The sequence below is a fragment of the Streptococcus pseudopneumoniae genome (assembly GCF_001076775.1).
Lineage (GTDB): Bacteria > Bacillota > Bacilli > Lactobacillales > Streptococcaceae > Streptococcus > Streptococcus pseudopneumoniae_G.
Window position 1 is genome coordinate 1 of sequence record NZ_JVGV01000018.1, and the last position, 19,927, is coordinate 19,927.

At 40.1% G+C, this 19,927-nt stretch carries 16 protein-coding genes and 8 tRNA genes; all 24 read left to right on the plus strand.

Translation table 11 applies throughout. The features are described from left to right. The first annotated feature begins 64 nt into the window (after positions 1 to 64). The 24 genes from ADJ60_RS04235 (at position 65) to ADJ60_RS04355 (ending at position 19,920) form a co-directional block, all read left to right on the plus strand. A tRNA-Asp gene (locus ADJ60_RS04235) sits at positions 65 to 137 on the plus strand. A 23-nt stretch (positions 138 to 160) separates the two neighbouring features. After that, positions 161 to 233: transfer RNA gene (locus ADJ60_RS04240), tRNA-Lys, on the plus strand. A 5-nt stretch (positions 234 to 238) separates the two neighbouring features. Then, positions 239 to 320, plus strand: a tRNA-Leu gene (locus tag ADJ60_RS04245). 18 nt (positions 321 to 338) lie between these two features. Next, a tRNA-Thr gene (locus tag ADJ60_RS04250) sits at positions 339 to 411 on the plus strand. A gap of 22 nt (positions 412 to 433) precedes the next feature. Further along, positions 434 to 505: transfer RNA gene (locus ADJ60_RS04255), tRNA-Gly, on the plus strand. Positions 506 to 512: 7 nt separating this feature from the next. Then, positions 513 to 598: transfer RNA gene (locus ADJ60_RS04260), tRNA-Leu, on the plus strand. Positions 599 to 609: 11 nt separating this feature from the next. Further along, positions 610 to 683: transfer RNA gene (locus ADJ60_RS04265), tRNA-Arg, on the plus strand. A gap of 15 nt (positions 684 to 698) precedes the next feature. Further along, positions 699 to 772: transfer RNA gene (locus ADJ60_RS04270), tRNA-Pro, on the plus strand. Between the two features lie 545 nt (positions 773 to 1,317). Next, positions 1,318 to 1,509, plus strand: a complete 192-nt coding sequence (locus tag ADJ60_RS04275) for a hypothetical protein (RefSeq protein ID WP_049543646.1) — start codon at positions 1,318 to 1,320, stop codon at positions 1,507 to 1,509. Next, on the plus strand, positions 1,506 to 1,700 hold the full coding sequence (locus tag ADJ60_RS04280; protein WP_049543649.1) for a hypothetical protein: 195 nt from the start codon (positions 1,506 to 1,508) through the stop codon (positions 1,698 to 1,700). The genes ADJ60_RS04275 and ADJ60_RS04280 overlap by 4 nt, the downstream gene beginning before the upstream one ends. 22 nt (positions 1,701 to 1,722) lie before the next feature. Then, a complete protein-coding gene (locus ADJ60_RS04285; protein ID WP_239682351.1) occupies positions 1,723 to 2,571 on the plus strand; it encodes an ABC transporter ATP-binding protein in 849 nt (282 codons plus the stop codon). A 1-nt stretch (position 2,572) separates the two neighbouring features. Further along, positions 2,573 to 3,310, plus strand: coding sequence for an ABC transporter permease (locus tag ADJ60_RS04290; protein ID WP_049543651.1), 738 nt, complete (start codon positions 2,573 to 2,575; stop codon positions 3,308 to 3,310). Continuing rightward, a complete protein-coding gene (locus ADJ60_RS04295; protein ID WP_049543653.1) occupies positions 3,310 to 4,407 on the plus strand; it encodes a sensor histidine kinase in 1,098 nt (365 codons plus the stop codon). The genes ADJ60_RS04290 and ADJ60_RS04295 overlap by 1 nt, the downstream gene beginning before the upstream one ends. Beyond that, positions 4,408 to 5,007, plus strand: coding sequence for a response regulator transcription factor (locus ADJ60_RS04300; protein ID WP_042900265.1), 600 nt, complete (start codon positions 4,408 to 4,410; stop codon positions 5,005 to 5,007). It abuts the gene before it with no gap. Positions 5,008 to 5,321: 314 nt separating this feature from the next. Then, positions 5,322 to 5,735, plus strand: coding sequence for a 30S ribosomal protein S12 (gene rpsL / locus ADJ60_RS04305; protein WP_001142332.1), 414 nt, complete (start codon positions 5,322 to 5,324; stop codon positions 5,733 to 5,735). Positions 5,736 to 5,754: 19 nt separating this feature from the next. Then, positions 5,755 to 6,225, plus strand: coding sequence for a 30S ribosomal protein S7 (gene rpsG / locus ADJ60_RS04310; protein WP_000087873.1), 471 nt, complete (start codon positions 5,755 to 5,757; stop codon positions 6,223 to 6,225). Positions 6,226 to 6,531: 306 nt separating this feature from the next. Next, on the plus strand, positions 6,532 to 8,613 hold the full coding sequence (gene fusA, locus ADJ60_RS04315; RefSeq protein ID WP_049543655.1) for an elongation factor G: 2,082 nt from the start codon (positions 6,532 to 6,534) through the stop codon (positions 8,611 to 8,613). Positions 8,614 to 8,716: 103 nt separating this feature from the next. Beyond that, positions 8,717 to 13,108, plus strand: coding sequence for a PolC-type DNA polymerase III (locus ADJ60_RS04320; protein WP_049543657.1), 4,392 nt, complete (start codon positions 8,717 to 8,719; stop codon positions 13,106 to 13,108). Between the two features lie 87 nt (positions 13,109 to 13,195). After that, positions 13,196 to 13,720 carry a DnaA ATPase domain-containing protein gene (locus ADJ60_RS04325; protein ID WP_049543659.1) on the plus strand — a complete coding sequence of 175 codons (525 nt, stop codon included), beginning with the start codon at positions 13,196 to 13,198 and terminating at the stop codon, positions 13,718 to 13,720. A 51-nt stretch (positions 13,721 to 13,771) separates the two neighbouring features. Then, positions 13,772 to 14,275, plus strand: a complete 504-nt coding sequence (locus ADJ60_RS04330) for a DnaA ATPase domain-containing protein (protein ID WP_049510061.1) — start codon at positions 13,772 to 13,774, stop codon at positions 14,273 to 14,275. A 15-nt stretch (positions 14,276 to 14,290) separates the two neighbouring features. Further along, positions 14,291 to 15,241 carry a helix-turn-helix transcriptional regulator gene (locus ADJ60_RS04335; RefSeq protein ID WP_049510060.1) on the plus strand — a complete coding sequence of 317 codons (951 nt, stop codon included), beginning with the start codon at positions 14,291 to 14,293 and terminating at the stop codon, positions 15,239 to 15,241. Between the two features lie 7 nt (positions 15,242 to 15,248). Next, positions 15,249 to 16,577 carry a DUF262 domain-containing protein gene (locus ADJ60_RS04340; RefSeq protein ID WP_049510058.1) on the plus strand — a complete coding sequence of 443 codons (1,329 nt, stop codon included), beginning with the start codon at positions 15,249 to 15,251 and terminating at the stop codon, positions 16,575 to 16,577. Then, the gene (locus ADJ60_RS04345) at positions 16,571 to 18,451 is read left to right on the plus strand and encodes a DUF262 domain-containing protein (RefSeq protein ID WP_049543661.1); all 1,881 of its coding nucleotides are present in this window, start codon (positions 16,571 to 16,573) and stop codon (positions 18,449 to 18,451) included. The genes ADJ60_RS04340 and ADJ60_RS04345 overlap by 7 nt, the downstream gene beginning before the upstream one ends. Before the next feature lie 227 nt (positions 18,452 to 18,678). Next, positions 18,679 to 19,920, plus strand: coding sequence for an aminopeptidase (locus ADJ60_RS04355; protein ID WP_049543663.1), 1,242 nt, complete (start codon positions 18,679 to 18,681; stop codon positions 19,918 to 19,920). Positions 19,921 to 19,927: the final 7 nt, after the last annotated feature.

Genomic DNA, 19,927 nt, shown 5'->3' on the forward strand with positions numbered 1-19,927 from the left:
TCAGCTGGGAGAGCATCTGCCTTACAAGCAGAGGGTCAGCGGTTCGATCCCGTTAACTCCCATAGGTCCCGTAGTGTAGCGGTTATCACGTCGCCCTGTCACGGCGAAGATCGCGGGTTCGATTCCCGTCGGGACCGTTAGAATAACGTAAGTTATTTTAGACTCGTTAGCTCAGTTGGTAGAGCAATTGACTTTTAATCAATGGGTCACTGGTTCGAGCCCAGTACGGGTCATATATGCGGGTTTGGCGGAATTGGCAGACGCACCAGATTTAGGATCTGGCGCTTAACGGCGTGGGGGTTCAAGTCCCTTAACCCGCATTAAGATATAATAAATGAGCCGGCTTAGCTCAGTTGGTAGAGCATCTGATTTGTAATCAGAGGGTCGCGTGTTCAAGTCATGTAGCCGGCATTTTTAGATAGAAGAAAACGGTGCGAACGTAGTTCAGTGGTAGAACACCACCTTGCCAAGGTGGGGGTCGCGGGTTCGAATCCCGTCGTTCGCTTAGAGAGGCCGGGGTGGCGGAACTGGCAGACGCACAGGACTTAAAATCCTGCGATTGGTAACGATCGTACCGGTTCGATTCCGGTCCTCGGCATAATATAATGAGCACCCTTAGCTCAACTGGATAGAGTACCTGACTACGAATCAGGCGGTTAGAGGTTCGACTCCTCTAGGGTGCATTTTTCTTTTTAACTCGGGAAGTAGCTCAGCTTGGTAGAGTACTTGGTTTGGGACCAAGGTGTCGCAGGTTCGAATCCTGTCTTCCCGATTCATTACAGAGATACGTAAATGTATCTTTTTTATTTAGCTCTTTGCCAACTGTAGTGGGTTGAAGAAAAGCTAAGCTCGAGAAAGTACAAAATTAAGAGAGAATCAGTTTGCTTCTCTCTTTTTTTGAATTCCAGTAATTCATTTTGATCGCGTATATTTTTTTGTTTCCTGATTTGTTCAATGAATACTGTAGTTTAGGTACATAAATTAAAATTTAACAGATTGTATAATTCTTACAAACTTTTAAGAAAGTAATTGAAGAGTTTTTTGCTCTGCCTATAATATATATGTTTTTGAGATGGAAATTTCCGATCTTTTGATTTTAAATAAGTATTAGTGTTCAATATAGTGTGAATTGGGTTTGATATTTCTTTTGAGGAAGCTGCCTTAGATTTTTTCTACTTGTGTTTTATTGTATAGTGTATCTTGCTTGTTTTGAACAGAATCTTTTATGACATTTGTCATATCTCCTCATGACAGAAGCTTCTAGTGGCAGTAGATTCAAAGAATTATACTAGATGTATCAAATGGAGGAAGAAAAAAATGAAACATAAAGTAATTGTCGCAGTGAGTCTAGTAGCAGCAGGAGTCGTGACTTATCTCATGTTCTCAGGATTGGATGAAGATTTCTATCATTTTCCTTGGGAGCTATTTGCAGGATTTGGAATGATGTCCTGGCTTATCCGAGAAGGTTTGAAATTAGTCTCAGATGTGAAAAAGGAGTTTGAAAAATGAAAAAAGCGTTTCTCTATCTTTTTATTGGACTATCACTAGTGGTATGGTTTGTAGAAATGTTTACAGGTTGGTTTGATCAAGCCTTCCTTCACCAATTCATCCGTGGTGCCTGGGGACTAGGATTTATGATTTTTATCGCCTTTCCTATGGGAAAGGAGTGGCTGAAAGGAGAATATCATGAATATGATTAAGGTATAAAGCCTAAATAAAAACATCAAGGGCAAGGCTATTTTGAAGGATATTTCCTTTGAGGTAGCTGAAGGTGAATGTGTTGCCATGATTGGGCCAAACGGAGCAGGAAAGACGACACTCTTGGACTGTTTGCTTGGAGATAAACTGGTCACCAGTGGGCAAGTATCTATCCAAGATTTGCCGGTAACGAGCTCTAAGTTAGACTACACAAGATCCTATCTCCCTCAAGAAAATGTAATTGTTCAAAAATTAAAGGTTAAAGAGTTGATTGTTTTCTTTCAACGTATCTATCCAAATCCCTTGAGCGAGCAGGAAATTGATCAACTATTGCAGTTTGACCAGCAACAAAAAGAGCAATTCGCAGAAAAATTATCAGGTGGACAAAAGCGTCTTTTCTCTTTTGTCTTGGCCTTAATTGGGCGACCAAAGCTTGTCTTTTTAGATGAGCCTACATCGGCTATGGATACCTCAACTCGTCAACGTTTTTGGGAAATTGTCGATCAGTTAAAGAAAAATGGTGTGACCATTGTCTATTCTTCTCACTATATCGAAGAGGTAGAGCATACAGCTGACCGGATTTTGGTTTTAAATAAGGGAGAGTTGATTCGTGATACGACGCCTCTAGCTATGCGTAGTGAGGAGATTGAAAAGCATTTTATCCTTCCTCTAGCTTACAAGGAAGTCGTTGAGAAGTCAAACTTGGTTGAAAACTGGTCACAAAAACAGGATGCTCTACAAGTAGTCACACGCGAAGCAGATGCTTTCTGGGAACTATTAGTCCGAGCAGGATGTAGGATTCAAGAAATTGAAGTCAATAATCGTAGCTTACTGGATACAATCTTTGAAGAAACACAAAAGGGAGATGACTAAGATGAAACAATGGATAGCATTAAATAAGATAGAATTTCTATTGACCAAACGACAATTAGTCTACTATCTATTATCCGTAGGGATGCCGACAGCCTTCTATCTATTCTTTTCTGGCATGTACCAGGACACACCAGGTGGACCCGCGAATTTTATGCGTGATTACCTTATCTCTATGACTGCCTTTTCCATGATATCAACAGCTATCTTCTCATTCCCAGTTGTTTTACATACCGACAAGATGAACAACTGGCAGAAAACATTGCGCCATACCCCTGTAAATATGGTAGAATATTATCTATCAAAGATAACAAGTATGATGGTTGATTATTTGGTCTCAATCCTAGTTGTTTTCTCAGTTGGGCACTTGGTCAGAGGTGTGGATATGTCTCTTGGAAATTGGATTGGGGCTGCGTTCTTGCTGATAGTAGGAAGTGTAGCTTTTGTAGCGCTTGGCTTGACCTTGACACTCTTGCCTTCTAGTCAGCTGATGTCTGTCGTGGGCAATCTTCTTTATCTAGGCTTGGCTGTTTTAGGCGGACTCTGGATGCCCATCTCTTTATTTCCAGACTGGATGCAAGCAATCGGGAAGTGTCTACCAACTTATCAGTTGATGGAGTTGCTCAAGACCTTCTTAAACGAGGGTAGCATCAATCTATCAGCCACAGTTTATCTACTTGTTTTTTCAGCAGTTTTGTTTGGTTTGACCATTTACCTTCAAGATCATAAGGAGAATGCTTAATGCTTGAAAGACTGAAAAGCATACACTATATGTTTTGGGCCAGTTTAATTTTTATGTTTTTCCCCATTCTACCTGTAGTGACTGGGTGGCTTTCTGCCTGGCATTTATTGATTGATATTCTATTTGTAGTGGCATATTTGGGTGTTTTAACAACTAAGAGCCAGCGCTTATCTTGGCTATGTTGGGGCCTCATGCTGACTTATGTAGTTGGGAATACTGCCTTTGTTGCTGTTAATTATATCTGGTTTTTCTTTTTCCTATCCAATCTCTTAAGTTATCATTTCAGCGTACGTAGTTTAAAGTCTTTACATGTCTGGACTTTTCTTCTTGCTCAAGTCCTTGTTGTGAGCCAACTGTTGATTTTTCAGAGAATCGAAGTTGAGTTTCTATTCTATCTACTTGTAATTCTTACTTTTGTCGATTTAATGACTTTTGGATTGGTTCGGATTCGGATTGTCGAGGATTTGAAAGAAGCGCAGGCTAAGCAAAATGCCCAGATAAATCTATTGCTTGCTGAAAATGAACGCAGTCGTATCGGTCAAGATTTGCATGATAGCTTGGGACATACCTTTGCTATGTTGAGTGTCAAGACAGATTTAGCCTTGCAGTTATTTCAGATGGAGGCTTATCCACAGGTGGAAAAGGAATTAAGAGAAATACAGCAAATTAGCAAAGAATCAATGCGTGAAGTGCGAACCATTGTGGAAAATCTTAAGTCTAGAACTTTGACATCCGAACTAGAGACTGTGAAAAAGATGTTAGAAATTGCTGGGATTGAGGTGGAAATAGCTAATCAACTAGATGCAGCTAGCTTAACTCAGGAATTGGAGTCAACGGCTTCCATGATTTTGCTTGAATTAGTGACCAATATCATCAAACATGCTAAAGCGTCTAAAGTCTACTTAAAATTAGAACGGACAGAGAAAGAACTCATTCTAACAGTGAGAGATGATGGCTGTGGCTTTACTTCTATAAAGGAAGATGACCTCCATACGATTCGAGATCGTGTTCTTCCATTTTCGGGAGAAGTAAAGGTAATTAGTTGGAAACAACCGACAGAAGTTCAGGTTCGACTACCTTATAAGGAGAGAAAATAGATGAAAGTATTAGTCGCAGAAGATCAAAGTATGTTGCGAGATGCCATGTGCCAGTTGCTCACGCTTCAACCGGATGTAGAGTCTGTCTTTCAAGCCAAGAATGGGCAAGAAGCAATCCAACTATTAGAAAAGGAGTCTGTGGATATTGCCATCCTTGACGTAGAAATGCCTGTTAAGACGGGCCTCGAAGTCTTGGAGTGGATACGAGCAGAAAATCTAGAAACAAAGGTGGTTGTAGTGACGACCTTCAAGCGTCCTGGGTATTTTGAACGTGCAGTCAAGGCTGGAGTAGATGCTTATGTATTAAAAGAAAGAAATATTGCAGACCTCATGCAAACCTTGCACACTGTCCTTGAAGGGCGCAAGGAGTATTCGCCTGAATTGATGGAAGTGGTGATGACGCATCCCAATCCATTAACAGAGCAAGAAATCGCAGTTTTAAAGGGAATCGCTCAGGGTTTCTCTAACCAAGAAATTGCAGACAAACTTTATCTATCCAATGGAACCGTCCGAAACTATGTTACCAATATTCTTTCGAAACTAGATGCTGGTAATCGAACAGAAGCTGCTAATATTGCGAAAGAATCTGGTTGGTTGTGATACTATCATATCTCGAAAACAATTATGTGCTAAAATTGATGGGATTGAATGGAACAATACTAACTTTAGGAGGGTGGGATTCCTCCTTTTTCTTTTTTGGGGGAGCACTACAAAAGAGCTAAAATTAACAATAAAAAAGAAAAATATCTTGACAACCAAGGGAAAATTTTGTTACAATAATAGACGGTACTTTTTACTTTTGGTCTCTCAAGAGTGTACAGGGACGTGCTGACAAATGTTGCAAAAGTACACACAGATGATAGCTGTCACCAAGTGTATCATCACCAAAAATAAAAAAACACAGGAGAATGTAGATGCCTACAATTAACCAATTGGTTCGCAAACCGCGTAAATCAAAAGTAGAAAAATCTAAATCACCAGCTTTGAACGTTGGTTACAACAGTCATAAAAAAGTTCAAACAAACGTTTCTTCACCACAAAAACGTGGTGTTGCAACTCGTGTTGGAACAATGACACCTAAAAAACCTAACTCAGCCCTTCGTAAATTTGCTCGTGTACGTTTGAGCAACCTTATCGAAGTTACTGCCTACATCCCAGGTATCGGACACAACTTGCAAGAGCACAGTGTGGTGCTTCTTCGTGGTGGACGTGTAAAAGACCTTCCAGGGGTACGTTACCATATCGTCCGTGGTGCACTTGATACTGCAGGTGTTAACGATCGTAAACAAGGCCGTTCTAAATACGGTACTAAACGTCCAAAAGCATAAGGAAAGGGGATAAAGAGAAATGAGTCGTAAAAATAGAGCTCCAAAACGTGACGTATTGCCAGATCCGCTTTACAATTCACAACTAGTTACTCGTCTTATCAACCGCGTTATGCTTGATGGTAAACGTGGTACAGCTGCTTCAATCGTTTACGGTGCCTTTGAGCAAATCAAAGAGGCTACTGGAAACGATGCACTTGAAGTATTTGAAACAGCTATGGAAAACATCATGCCTGTACTTGAAGTACGTGCACGTCGTGTTGGTGGTTCTAACTACCAAGTCCCAGTTGAAGTTCGTCCAGAACGTCGTACAACACTTGGACTTCGTTGGTTGGTAACAATCGCTCGTCTTCGTGGTGAACACACAATGCAAGACCGTCTTGCAAAAGAAATCTTGGATGCTGCTAACAACACTGGTGCAGCTGTTAAGAAACGTGAAGACACTCACCGTATGGCTGAAGCTAACCGTGCATTCGCACACTTCCGTTGGTAAAATCATGATGCTAGGAACGGTAAGGATGCAAGGTGAAAATAGGAAACTGACGCAGTATTCGATGAATACAAGGAAGTTTATCTTTTTCACACAGCATCCCGTTCCGGCTCAAATCGGCTAATTAACTTTAGCTCGGGTTCAATTGAGCTCGATTAGCTTTTAGCTACAACTCAACTTACCATCTCGTAAGTTGAAACCAACAATAGCATGAAAACATTGAGAACGGGTAGGTCCTGCCTATCCGTTTTTATTAAAATCGTGTTATAATAGAATAGAAATCAAAAATAAATAGGAGAAACAAACCTCATGGCACGCGAATTTTCACTTGAAAAAACTCGTAATATCGGTATCATGGCTCACGTCGATGCTGGTAAAACAACAACTACTGAGCGTATTCTTTACTACACTGGTAAAATCCATAAAATCGGTGAAACTCACGAAGGTGCGTCACAAATGGACTGGATGGAGCAAGAGCAAGAGCGTGGTATCACTATCACATCTGCTGCGACAACAGCTCAATGGAACAACCACCGCGTAAACATCATCGACACACCAGGACACGTGGATTTCACAATCGAAGTACAACGTTCTCTTCGTGTATTGGATGGTGCGGTTACCGTTCTTGACTCACAATCAGGTGTTGAGCCTCAAACTGAAACAGTTTGGCGTCAAGCGACTGAGTACGGAGTTCCACGTATCGTATTTGCCAACAAAATGGACAAAATCGGTGCTGACTTCCTTTACTCTGTAAGCACACTTCACGATCGTCTTCAAGCAAATGCACACCCAATCCAATTGCCAATCGGTTCTGAAGATGACTTCCGTGGTATCATCGACTTGATCAAGATGAAAGCTGAAATCTATACTAACGACCTTGGTACAGATATCCTTGAAGAAGACATCCCAGCTGAATACCTTGACCAAGCTCAAGAATATCGTGAAAAATTGATCGAAGCAGTTGCTGAAACTGACGAAGAATTGATGATGAAATACCTCGAAGGTGAAGAAATCACTAACGAAGAATTGAAAGCTGGTATCCGTAAAGCGACTATCAACGTTGAATTCTTCCCAGTATTGTGTGGTTCTGCCTTCAAGAACAAAGGTGTTCAATTGATGCTTGATGCGGTTATTGACTACCTTCCAAGCCCACTTGACATTCCAGCGATCAAAGGTGTTAACCCAGATACAGACGCTGAAGAAACTCGTCCAGCATCTGACGAAGAGCCATTTGCAGCTCTTGCCTTCAAGATCATGACTGACCCATTCGTAGGTCGTTTGACATTCTTCCGTGTTTACTCAGGTGTTCTTCAATCAGGTTCATACGTATTGAACACTTCTAAAGGTAAACGTGAACGTATCGGACGTATCCTTCAAATGCACGCTAACAGCCGTCAAGAAATCGACACTGTTTACTCAGGTGATATCGCTGCTGCCGTTGGTTTGAAAGATACTACAACTGGTGACTCATTGACAGATGAAAAATCTAAAATCATCCTTGAGTCAATCAACGTTCCAGAACCAGTTATCCAATTGATGGTTGAGCCAAAATCTAAAGCTGACCAAGACAAGATGGGTATCGCCCTTCAAAAATTGGCTGAAGAAGATCCAACATTCCGCGTTGAAACAAACGTTGAAACTGGTGAAACAGTTATCTCAGGTATGGGTGAGCTTCACCTTGACGTCCTTGTTGACCGTATGCGTCGTGAGTTCAAAGTGGAAGCGAACGTAGGTGCTCCTCAAGTATCTTACCGTGAAACATTCCGCGCTTCTACTCAAGCACGTGGATTCTTCAAACGTCAGTCTGGTGGTAAAGGTCAATTCGGTGATGTATGGATTGAATTTACTCCAAACGAAGAAGGTAAAGGATTCGAATTTGAAAACGCAATCGTCGGTGGTGTGGTTCCTCGTGAATTTATCCCAGCGGTTGAAAAAGGTTTGGTAGAATCTATGGCTAACGGTGTACTTGCAGGTTACCCAATGGTTGACGTTAAAGCTAAACTTTACGATGGTTCATACCACGATGTCGACTCATCTGAAACTGCCTTCAAGATTGCGGCTTCACTTGCCCTTAAAGAAGCTGCTAAATCAGCACAACCAGCTATCCTTGAGCCAATGATGCTTGTAACAATCACTGTTCCAGAAGAAAACCTTGGTGATGTTATGGGTCACGTAACTGCTCGTCGTGGACGTGTAGATGGTATGGAAGCACATGGTAACAGCCAAATCGTTCGTGCTTACGTTCCACTTGCTGAAATGTTCGGTTATGCAACAGTTCTTCGTTCTGCATCTCAAGGACGTGGTACATTCATGATGGTATTTGACCACTACGAAGATGTACCTAAGTCTGTACAAGAAGAAATTATTAAGAAAAACAAAGGTGAAGACTAATCTGTCCTCGCTCTAGAAGGAAGTCACTTAGTGGCTTCCTTTTGTCTTTAGAAAATACCTCCAAATATGGTAAAATAGTAGAAGAATAATGTGAGGAAAATGAATGTCAAATAGTTTTGAAATTTTGATGAATCAACTGGGGATGCCTGCTGAAATGAGACAGGATCCTGCTTTAGCACAGGCCGATATTGAGCGAGTTGTGGTTCATAAAATTAGTAAGGTATGGGAGTTTCGTTTCGTATTTTCTAATATTTTACCGATTGAAATCTTTTTAGAATTAAAGAAAGGTTTGAGTGAGGAATTTTCTAAGACAGGTAATAGAGCTGTTTTCGAAATCAAGGCTCGGTCTCAAGAATTTTCAAATCAGCTCTTGCAGTCCTACTATAGGGAGGCTTTCTCTGAAGGCCCATGTGCTAGTCAAGGTTTTAAGTCCCTTTATCAAAATTTGCAAGTTCGTGCGGAGGGAAGTCAGCTCTTTATTGAAGGCTCTGAGGCGATTGATAAGGAACATTTTAAGAAAAATCACCTTCCTAATTTAGCCAAACAACTTGAACAATTTGGCTTTCCAACTTTTAATTGTCAAGTAGAGAAAAATGATGTGCTGACCCAAGAGCAGGAAGAGGCCTTTCATGCTGAAAATGAGCAGATTGTTCAAGCGGCCAATGAGGAAGCGCTCCGTGCTATGGAACAACTGGAACAGATGGCACCTCCTCCAGTGGAAGAGAAACCAGCCTTTGATTTTCAAGCGAAAAAAGCTGCAGCCAAACCGAAGCTGGATAAGGCAGAGATTACTCCTATGATCGAAGTGACGACGGAGGAAAATCGTTTGGTCTTTGAAGGGGTTGTTTTTGATGTGGAGCAAAAAGTGACCAGAACAGGGCGTGTTTTGATCAACTTTAAAATGACGGACTACACTTCAAGTTTTTCGATGCAAAAGTGGGTTAAGAACGAGGAAGAGGCTCAGAAGTTTGATTTAATCAAGAAAAACTCTTGGCTCCGAGTCCGTGGGAATGTGGAGATGAATAACTTCACACGCGATTTGACTATGAATGTGCAGGATGTGCAGGAAGTTGTTCACTATGAGCGGAAGGATTTGATGCCAGAAGGTGAGCGCCGGGTTGAGTTTCATGCTCATACTAACATGTCGACCATGGATGCTCTACCAGAGGTTGAAGAAATCGTTGCGACAGCTGCTAAGTGGGGACACAAGGCTGTTACCATCACGGACCACGGGAATGTCCAGTCCTTCCCACATGGCTATAAGGCGGCTAAGAAAGCGGGAATCCAGCTGATCTATGGTATGGAAGCCAATATCGTGGAGGACCGTGTCCCTATCGTCTACAACGAAGTGGAGATGGACTTGTCGGAAGCGACCTACGTGGTCTTTGACGTGGAAACGACGGGGCTTTCAGCTATCTATAATGATTTGATTCAGGTTGCGGCCTCTAAGATGTACAAGGGGAATGTTATTGCTGAATTTGATGAATTTATCAATCCTGGACATCCCTTGTCAGCTTTTACTACTGAGTTGACTGGAATTACAGATGACCATGTCAAAAATGCCAAACCACTGGAACAAGTTTTGCAAGAATTCCAAGAATTCTGCAAGGATACGGTCTTAGTTGCCCACAATGCGACCTTTGACGTTGGCTTTATGAATGCCAACTATGAGCGTCATGGTCTTCCTAAAATTAGCCAGCCAGTTATTGATACGCTGGAGTTTGCTAGAAATCTCTATCCTGAGTATAAACGTCATGGTTTGGGACCTTTGACCAAGCGTTTTGGTGTGGCTTTGGAACATCACCACATGGCCAATTACGATGCGGAAGCTACAGGTCGCCTGCTTTTCATCTTTATCAAAGAGGTAGCAGAAAAACATGGTGTGACCGATTTAGCTAGACTCAACATTGATTTGATTAGCCCAGATTCTTATAAAAAAGCTCGGATTAAACATGCGACCATTTATGTCAAGAATCAAGTAGGGCTAAAAAATATCTTTAAGCTGGTTTCATTGTCTAATACCAAGTACTTTGAAGGGGTACCACGAATTCCGAGAACGGTTCTAGATGCCCATCGGGAAGGTTTGATTTTAGGTTCAGCTTGCTCTGAAGGTGAAGTTTTTGATGCAGTCCTTTCCCAAGGTGTGGATGCGGCGGTTGAGGTAGCCAAGTATTATGACTTTATCGAGGTCATGCCACCAGCTATCTATGCTCCTTTGATTGCTAAGGAGCAGGTTAAGGATATGGAAGAACTCCAGACCATTATCAAAAGTTTGATAGAGGTTGGAGAACGCCTTGGCAAGCCCGTTTTGGCTACCGGAAATGTTCACTATATCGAACCAGAAGAAGAGATTTACCGTGAAATTATCGTCCGTAGTTTGGGACAGGGGGCTATGATTAACCGAACTATCGGTCATGGAGAACATGCCCAACCAGCACCACTTCCAAAGGCTCATTTTCGAACGACTAATGAGATGTTGGATGAATTTGCCTTCTTGGGAGAGGAATTAGCTCGGAAGTTGGTTATTGAAAACACCAATGCTTTGGCAGAAATCTTTGAACCCGTTGAGGTCGTTAAGGGTGACTTGTATACGCCTTTTATCGATAAGGCTGAAGAAACGGTCGCTGAGTTAACCTATAAGAAGGCATTTGAGATTTATGGAAATCCACTGCCAGATATTGTCGATTTGCGGATTGAAAAAGAATTAACTTCTATTCTGGGGAATGGATTTGCCGTGATTTATCTGGCTTCCCAGATGCTGGTGCAACGTTCCAATGAACGGGGTTACTTGGTAGGTTCTCGAGGATCTGTCGGATCTAGTTTCGTTGCGACCATGATTGGGATTACAGAGGTCAATCCTCTCTCTCCTCACTATGTCTGTGGTCAGTGTCAGTACAGTGAGTTTATCACGGATGGTTCTTATGGTTCAGGTTTTGATATGCCCAATAAGGACTGTCCGAACTGTGGTCACAAACTCAGCAAAAATGGGCAGGATATTCCGTTTGAGACCTTCCTTGGTTTTGATGGAGATAAGGTTCCCGATATTGACTTGAACTTTTCGGGAGAGGATCAGCCTAGCGCCCACTTGGATGTGCGTGATATCTTTGGTGAGGAATATGCCTTCCGTGCAGGAACGGTTGGTACGGTGGCTGCCAAGACCGCTTATGGATTTGTCAAGGGCTATGAGCGAGATTATGGCAAGTTTTATCGTGATGCAGAGGTGGAACGTCTAGCCCAGGGAGCTGCTGGTGTCAAACGAACGACAGGACAACACCCAGGGGGAATCGTTGTTATTCCTAACTACATGGATGTCTACGACTTTACGCCTGTCCAGTATCCAGCGGATGATGTGACGGCTGAATGGCAGACCACTCACTTTAACTTCCATGATATCGACGAGAACGTCCTCAAACTCGATGTACTAGGACATGATGATCCGACCATGATTCGGAAACTGCAGGACTTGTCTGGGATTGACCCTAATGAAATTCCTATGGATGACGAAGGCGTAATGGCCCTCTTTTCTGGGACGGATGTGTTAGGGGTAACACCTGAGCAAATCGGAACGCCTACGGGCATGCTGGGGATTCCAGAGTTTGGAACCAACTTTGTACGTGGGATGGTCGATGAAACCCATCCGACGACTTTTGCGGAGTTGCTTCAGCTCTCAGGTCTATCCCACGGTACCGACGTTTGGCTGGGCAATGCACAAGATTTGATTAAACAAGGAATAGCGGACCTATCAACTGTTATCGGTTGTCGGGACGACATCATGGTTTACCTTATGCATGCGGGTCTGGAACCTAAGATGGCCTTTACCATCATGGAACGCGTACGTAAGGGCTTGTGGCTGAAGATTTCCGAAGAGGAAAGAAATGGCTATATCGAAGCTATGAAGGCTAATAAGGTGCCAGAGTGGTATATCGAGTCCTGTGGAAAAATTAAGTACATGTTCCCTAAAGCCCATGCGGCAGCCTACGTTATGATGGCCTTGCGTGTAGCCTACTTTAAGGTTCACCACCCTATTTATTACTACTGTGCTTACTTCTCAATCCGTGCTAAGGCATTTGATATCAAGACCATGGGGGCGGGCTTGGATGCTATCAAGCGCAGAATGGAAGAAATCTCTGAAAAACGGAAGAACAATCAGGCTTCTAATGTGGAAATTGATCTCTATACAACTCTTGAGATTGTAAATGAGATGTGGGAACGTGGTTTCAAATTTGGCAAGCTAGATCTATACCGCAGTGATGCGACTGAATTTCTGATTGATGACGACACTCTTATCCCGCCATTTGTAGCAATGGATGGTCTGGGAGAGAACGTTGCTAAGCAGTTGGTACGAGCGCGTGAAGAGGGAGAATTCCTCTCCAAAACAGAACTACGCAAACGCGGTGGCCTCTCATCTACCTTGGTTGAAAAGATGGATGAAATGGGGATTCTTGGAAATATGCCAGAGGATAACCAGCTCAGTTTGTTTGATGAGTTGTTTTAAAAAATTGCTTATTTTGATCAAGTGGACAAAATATGTCCACTTGATTTGTTATAATTCTCTTAAAAATAATAGAAAAGAGAGTATAATATGGTGGATCAAGGAATTTTAAATTCTAATGTGTCAATTGAAGAGGAAATTTATAATTTTGAAAAAGGCTTGAAAGATGATGGGAATGATTGGACCGGATTCCCACAAATAGACTTAAAAGAAGATTCTCAATGTATTTACATTTGCGGTATTTCAGAGACTGATAGATGGCATTTGTTTTATTATACGTTAACTAAAATAAAACCTGTTACTCCAATAGCATCACTTGCATATTATCGAGTGAGAGATAATTTGATTTTTTCTAAACATAGTCAATGGATGAAACTGCAAATGGGGTATACAGAGTATGATTTGATTTTTCTGGATGGAGTTCAATTTTTGGGAGAGGCTGATCAAAGGGTACAGGAATACTGGATGCAGCGATTCAAAGAGAGTAAGAAAAGAAACAAACTCTTCATTGTATATTCAGACTGCTTACCCGAAGACTTAAAAAATATGGCTGAATCCGTAGTTGAGTTCTTCGAATCTGGCATAGTGGTACAGTTGAAATCACCTAAGGGCTAGTTTATTTTGCTTTAATCGTTTTGAATATAAAGTGCAAAGTTAGAGGTTAAAATGATGAACAATACAGGATTAGATAACAAATATCAATTAAAAAATTTTCTAGAAAAAGATGGTAATGATTTAGCAAAGAAAGGGGCCGTAGCTGTAGTAGAAAACTTAGGGTTACAATATAATCCCCTTTATATTTATGGGGAATCGGGTTCAGGTAAAACACATCTCCTTCAAGCTATTGGGAATAAGGTGCTTGAGAACAATCCAGAAAAACGAGTAAAATACATTTCTGCCGAAAACTTATTGGAAAATGAGCTAGAAATACAAAAAGTTAGAAGTGAGGAGTTTGATCTCCTAATTGTAGATGATATTCAGGTATTGGGAGAAAAAGATGATATGATTCAAGAAAAATTTTTTAATCTATTTAATTCTCAACATATTAAGAATAAGCAAATTGTTTTATCTGGTGATTCTGAACCAGATCAGTTGAAAAATGTTCAATCTCGTTTAATTGTGCGTTTTAAGTGGGGGATGACAGCGTGTTTAACATCGCTTGAAAAATAATAAGAAGGACTGAAAATGAATGATCAAGAGAGACTACTAACGATTTTTTTACGTTTACAGTTAGGTACTTCATTTGAAAAAAAGCAATTGGCTCAGGAATTTGAGGTTAGTGAAAAGACTATACAGAGAGATTTTTCGCTACTCCGTGATATTTTATCTAGTAACACCAGTTATAGTGGAGATTTTCTTTATAACCGTAAGACGAATAAGTATTGTTTAGCAAGTAAGTCAGTTTTTAATAAAAAGGATATTCTCGTTATTTCAAAGATTTTATTGGAAAATCGAGCACTGAACAGACCAGAAATTGATAGCTTACTAAAAAATTTGCTGGTTTTAGTTCCTCGTGATGACCAAAAAGAAATTGAGCAGATTATTGGCAGTGAAAAGCTGAACTATGCTCCCTTAACGGATCAACAAAATAGAATAGAGAAAATTTGGAATTTATCAGAAGCTATTTTGCATGAACAGGTTCTAGATATTATCTATCAAAAACCTTATTCTGAATCTTCTAAGAGGCAGACTGTTTTGCCAGTCTCTCTTTACTATGATAATCATTATTTCTATCTGGTTGTTTACCAGTTGAAACATGCTACTTATATTACTTTAAGAGTAGACCGTATCCAGTCCTGGTCTTTTAGTGGTATAGAGAAACCTTCTATTTCTTATCGAGATAAATTTAGAGATGGTGATATTCGTAACGAGAGAGTGGATGCTTTTATCGGGAAGAAAATCAGTATTGAAATCGAGTACTTGTACGATCCGACGATTGTGATGGATCAATTTCCAAATGCAAAAATAGTTGGGAAAAATGGCGATTGGACTCATTTTCAGTTTGAAAGTCAGCATACACCGGGGCTTAAACGCTGGTTGCTGGGGCAAGGAGAAGCGGTTACTGTTTTGTCTCCTCGGATTTTAGTAGAGGATATGAAGCAAACAGCTCAAGAAATGATAGATAAATATAGATGAGGGTAAAATGACTATTCAATTTACTTCTAAAAAGGTTGGAGAACTATTGAAAGAAGGGAATTTGCGAATTCCTTCTTATCAAAGACCATATAAATGGAACAGAAAACATATCCGTAATCTTTTTTATGATTTACGAGATGCTATGGGGAAAAAGGAATATCAGATTGGTTCCGTTATCTTGCATGAAAATGATGAAAATGATGGAAATGATAGATACTTAGATATTGTCGATGGACAGCAACGGCTAATTTCTATTTCCTTGTTTCTTCATTTATTAGATGATTTAGAGAATTATAAGGGTGCTAATCAACTGCTGAGTGCTGAATTTGGAGAGCTATCTTGCTATCATGCGAGTGAAAATTATAACGAGTGGGAAAATTTGACTCAATTGGTTAGCGAAAATGAGGCAAAAGATATTTGCAACTTTTTATTAGAGAATTGTGCTGTCTCTGTGATTATTATGCCCAAAAAACGATTATCAGAGGCTTTTCAGCTATTTGATTCTCAGAATAATCGTGGAAAACCTTTAGAACCTCATGATTTGCTCAAAGCCTATCATCTCCGCAAGGAAGATTCAGAAGATGAAAAGATTGTTGAAAAGTGGGAGCAATTTGTAGAAGATAAAGATTTAAGTCTCAAAGAGTTGTTTGATAAACATCTTTTCCGTATGAGACGTTGGTCTCGAGGAGATACAGGATTGACAAAAAAGCGTTATGGATCTTATCTCCGTTTTACAGAGGATTTTATTGACGATTTTAAAGGCGTTGATTTGAATCAGAACTTTCCATACTTAGAATTGTATCGTCATATTGAAAATCTCCCCATGTCCATTACTATGCCAATCATTGATGGAAGTAAATTTTTTGAGTATATTGAATCTGCTCATGAAACTGTTAAAAATCATAAAGATTTTTTAAATGAACAGTTAGGAATATCTAATGAGTTAGAGGAGGAAGGACAAAATTTAGCTTACCCAGAAGGTATGTTAAACATTTACAATAGCTCAAAAGGACGCTATCTTAAATGTCACAATATATTCCTAAATATTTGCTCGCTTTTCGCAGATAGATTTGGAAAAGAGGAGCTATCAAAGGAGATAGTAGAGACCTTGTTTATTTGGTCTTACTATCCTAGAGTTAAATCTAAAGCCATATATGATGCGACAGTTGGGAACTATGCTGCTGGTGGAAGGTTTAGACAAAAAGAGGTTCAAAAGCTATTTCAACTTTTATCTCATGCTGTCACTCCGAATGATTTTATGGTCAAAATAGATAGAGAGCTATTTGAAAATTATACTGTGGACAAGATTATAGAAGAGGAAAAAGATAAATGGTAGAAACACATATAAGCTTATCAGTTAATCGTTTGTTAAATGAAGATACCTATGCTATCCCTCTTTATCAGAGAAATTTTGCTTGGACTTATGATGAAATTGAGCAGTTATTGAACGACGTAGCAGATGCTGTTCAAGAAAATAGAGACAATTACTATATTGGAACATTAGTCGTTAATAAAGAGAATGACATTTTCAAAATCATAGATGGGCAACAACGAACAACAGCCCTTAATTTGATTGCCTTAGCTTTGAAGCATGAGTTTGGTTTTGATAGATTGAAAGCTGTCAATCTTACCTTTCCAGCTCGGAAGAAATCAAATAAGAATATTCAAGATTTATTTTCCAAGAAAAAAATTTTAGAGGGCGATGAAAATGAGCTGACTAGAGGTTACGGACATGCTAGAGACGCATTGAAAAAAGTGTTAGAAGAGCGCCAATTGAATCCTCAGTCTTTCGTTGGTTATCTTTTTGAAAAGGTCATCATTTTTCGGAGTATACTTCCTGAGGATTTAGATTTGAATCTTTATTTCGAACGTTTCAATTCTCGAGGAGAACAACTAGAGGCTCATGAAATCCTTAAGGCACAAATGATGTCTAAATTTGGTGAAGATCAAGAAATGGCGCAAAAGTTTGCAAGAATTTGGGATGCCTGTGCAGAGTTTGATAAGCCGGTAGCAAGTCAGTTTAAGATGCGACGGAAGAGAGCAGATGACTTTCAAGAACGTGAACGTATTTTTGGATGGCATTTTACAAATTATTCATTTCATAATATTTATAATGATATTGATTTTCATCAAAATGAAAGAAGAAAGTTATCAGATATATTAGGAAAAAAGATAAATGAAAAAAATATAGAAGTAGAAAAAGATTTTGGCGATTATACTACAATCATTGATTTTCCAACATTCTTACTCCATGTATTGGCAATTGCGGAAGGTAAGAAAACTGATGAGATTCAACTAGATGATAAGAAACTCTTAGCACTATTTGATATAAAAAATAAAGATAAAACTTGGGTTATTGAATTTAGTGAATTTCTTCTTAGAATAAAACACATTTTCGATAATTACATCGTTAGAAATTCGAATATGGACTCTTCAAGTAGAAATAAGGATGAATGGTTTTTACAGAAGGGGACTTATTATGAATATCAACCAAATGGAAAATCTAAAGAGCATTATATAGTCGAAGAACGTTTTACTAATAATACGTTTTCGGATTCGGAAATTAACCAAAACATCATTCTTCTCCAATCCATGTTTGCTGTGACCTTTACTGCCAATCGTGATAGTCGTTGGTTATATGAAATCTTGCAATTCTTGTTTAACTATATTGAAGAGTTAAATCAAACAGAATTTGCTAGTCAGTTTAAGGATTTTCTTGAAAAAATGGCAGTGAGATATGCTGAGGAAAGATTGTTTACCGAAGATAAAAGTATCAAAAAATATGGTGCAATTCCTGTTTATGCTTTTAACTTTGTGGATTATGTTTTGTGGAAAAATCGTGCCGAATTAGAGAAAGAGTACAAGGATATTAATTTTGATCATTTCAAATTTGCTTATCGTCGCTCCATAGAGCATTGGTATCCTCAGAATCCAAATGGACATGATGGAGAGAGCCAATTACCTGCGGAGTTTTTACATTCCTTTGGCAACCTTTGTATTACTACCGATATTCAGAACTCCAGGTTTGGCAACTCCTATCCAGAGGCTAAATTAGAGCAATGGGAAAGAGAAGGGATATTCCATCGTCAGAGTTTAAAATTACAGATGATGGCAAAGATAACTTCTAAAAAAAATAGATGGGATATTGGTGAGATTCAATCTATAGAAAAAGAAGTGGAAAGATATGTACAAAATTTTTGTAATAGCTAATTAAAACAAGCTTCAGTAAGCTTGTTTTTTAAAATACCAATATATGTGATATACTAGTAAGGGAAGGATTTTGTAAAAGACAAACCAGCTCAAAAGTTTTTGACTATCAGCTAGAACTTGCTGATCAGACAATTCTTCTATCAACAGCACTCTTGTCAGGTGCCATTGCTTTAGCAGGATTATTCTCTGCTTTGAAAGAAAAATAAAAATAGAAAAGAGAAAACAACATGGTTTTACCAAATTTTAAAGAAAATCTAGAAAAATATGCGAAATTGTTGGTTGCAAATGGAATCAATGTGCAACCTGGTCACACTTTGGCTCTCTCTATCGATGTGGAGCAACGTGAGTTGGCTCACTTAATCGTCAAAGAAGCTTATGCTTTGGGTGCACATGAGGTGATCGTTCAGTGGACAGATGATGTCATTAACCGTGAGAAATTCCTCCATGCGCCGATGGAGCGTTTGGACAATGTGCCAGAATACAAGATTGCTGAGATGAACTATCTCTTGGAAAATAAGGCCAGCCGTCTTGGGGTTCGTTCTTCTGACCCAGGTGCCTTGAACGGAGTGGATGCTGACAAGCTTTCAGCTTCTGCTAAAGCTATGGGACTTGCTATGAAGCCAATGCGTATCGCAACTCAATCCAACAAGGTTAGCTGGACTGTAGCAGCCGCTGCTGGACTTGAGTGGGCTAAGAAAGTCTTTCCAAATGCAGCGAGCGATGAAGAAGCAGTCGATCTCCTTTGGGACCAAATCTTCAAAACCTGCCGAGTCTACGAAGAAGATCCTGTTAAGGCCTGGGAAGAGCATGCTGCTATTCTCAAGAGCAAGGCAGATATGCTTAATAAGGAACAATTTTCAGCCCTTCATTACACAGCACCAGGAACTGATTTGACACTTGGTTTGCCGAAGAACCACGTTTGGGAATCAGCTGGTGCTATCAATGCGCAGGGAGAAGGATTCTTGCCAAATATGCCGACAGAGGAAGTCTTCACAGCGCCTGACTTCCGTCGCGCAGATGGTTATGTCACTTCTACAAAACCGCTTAGCTATAACGGAAACATTATTGAAGGTATTAAGGTAACCTTTAAGGATGGACAAATCGTTGACATCACTGCTGAGAAGGGAGAGCAGGTCATGAAGGATCTTGTCTTTGAAAATGCGGGTGCGCGTGCCTTGGGTGAATGTGCCTTGGTACCAGATCCAAGCCCAATTTCTCAGTCAGGCATTACCTTCTTTAATACCCTTTTCGATGAGAATGCTTCAAACCACTTGGCTATCGGTGCAGCCTATGCGACTAGCGTCATTGGTGGAGCAGAGATGAGCGAAGAAGAGCTTGAAGCTGCAGGGCTTAACCGTTCAGATGTTCATGTGGACTTTATGATTGGGTCTAGTCAAATGGATATCGATGGTATCCGTGAGGATGGGACACGTGTACCGCTCTTCCGTAACGGAGATTGGGTAAATTAAGGAGCCA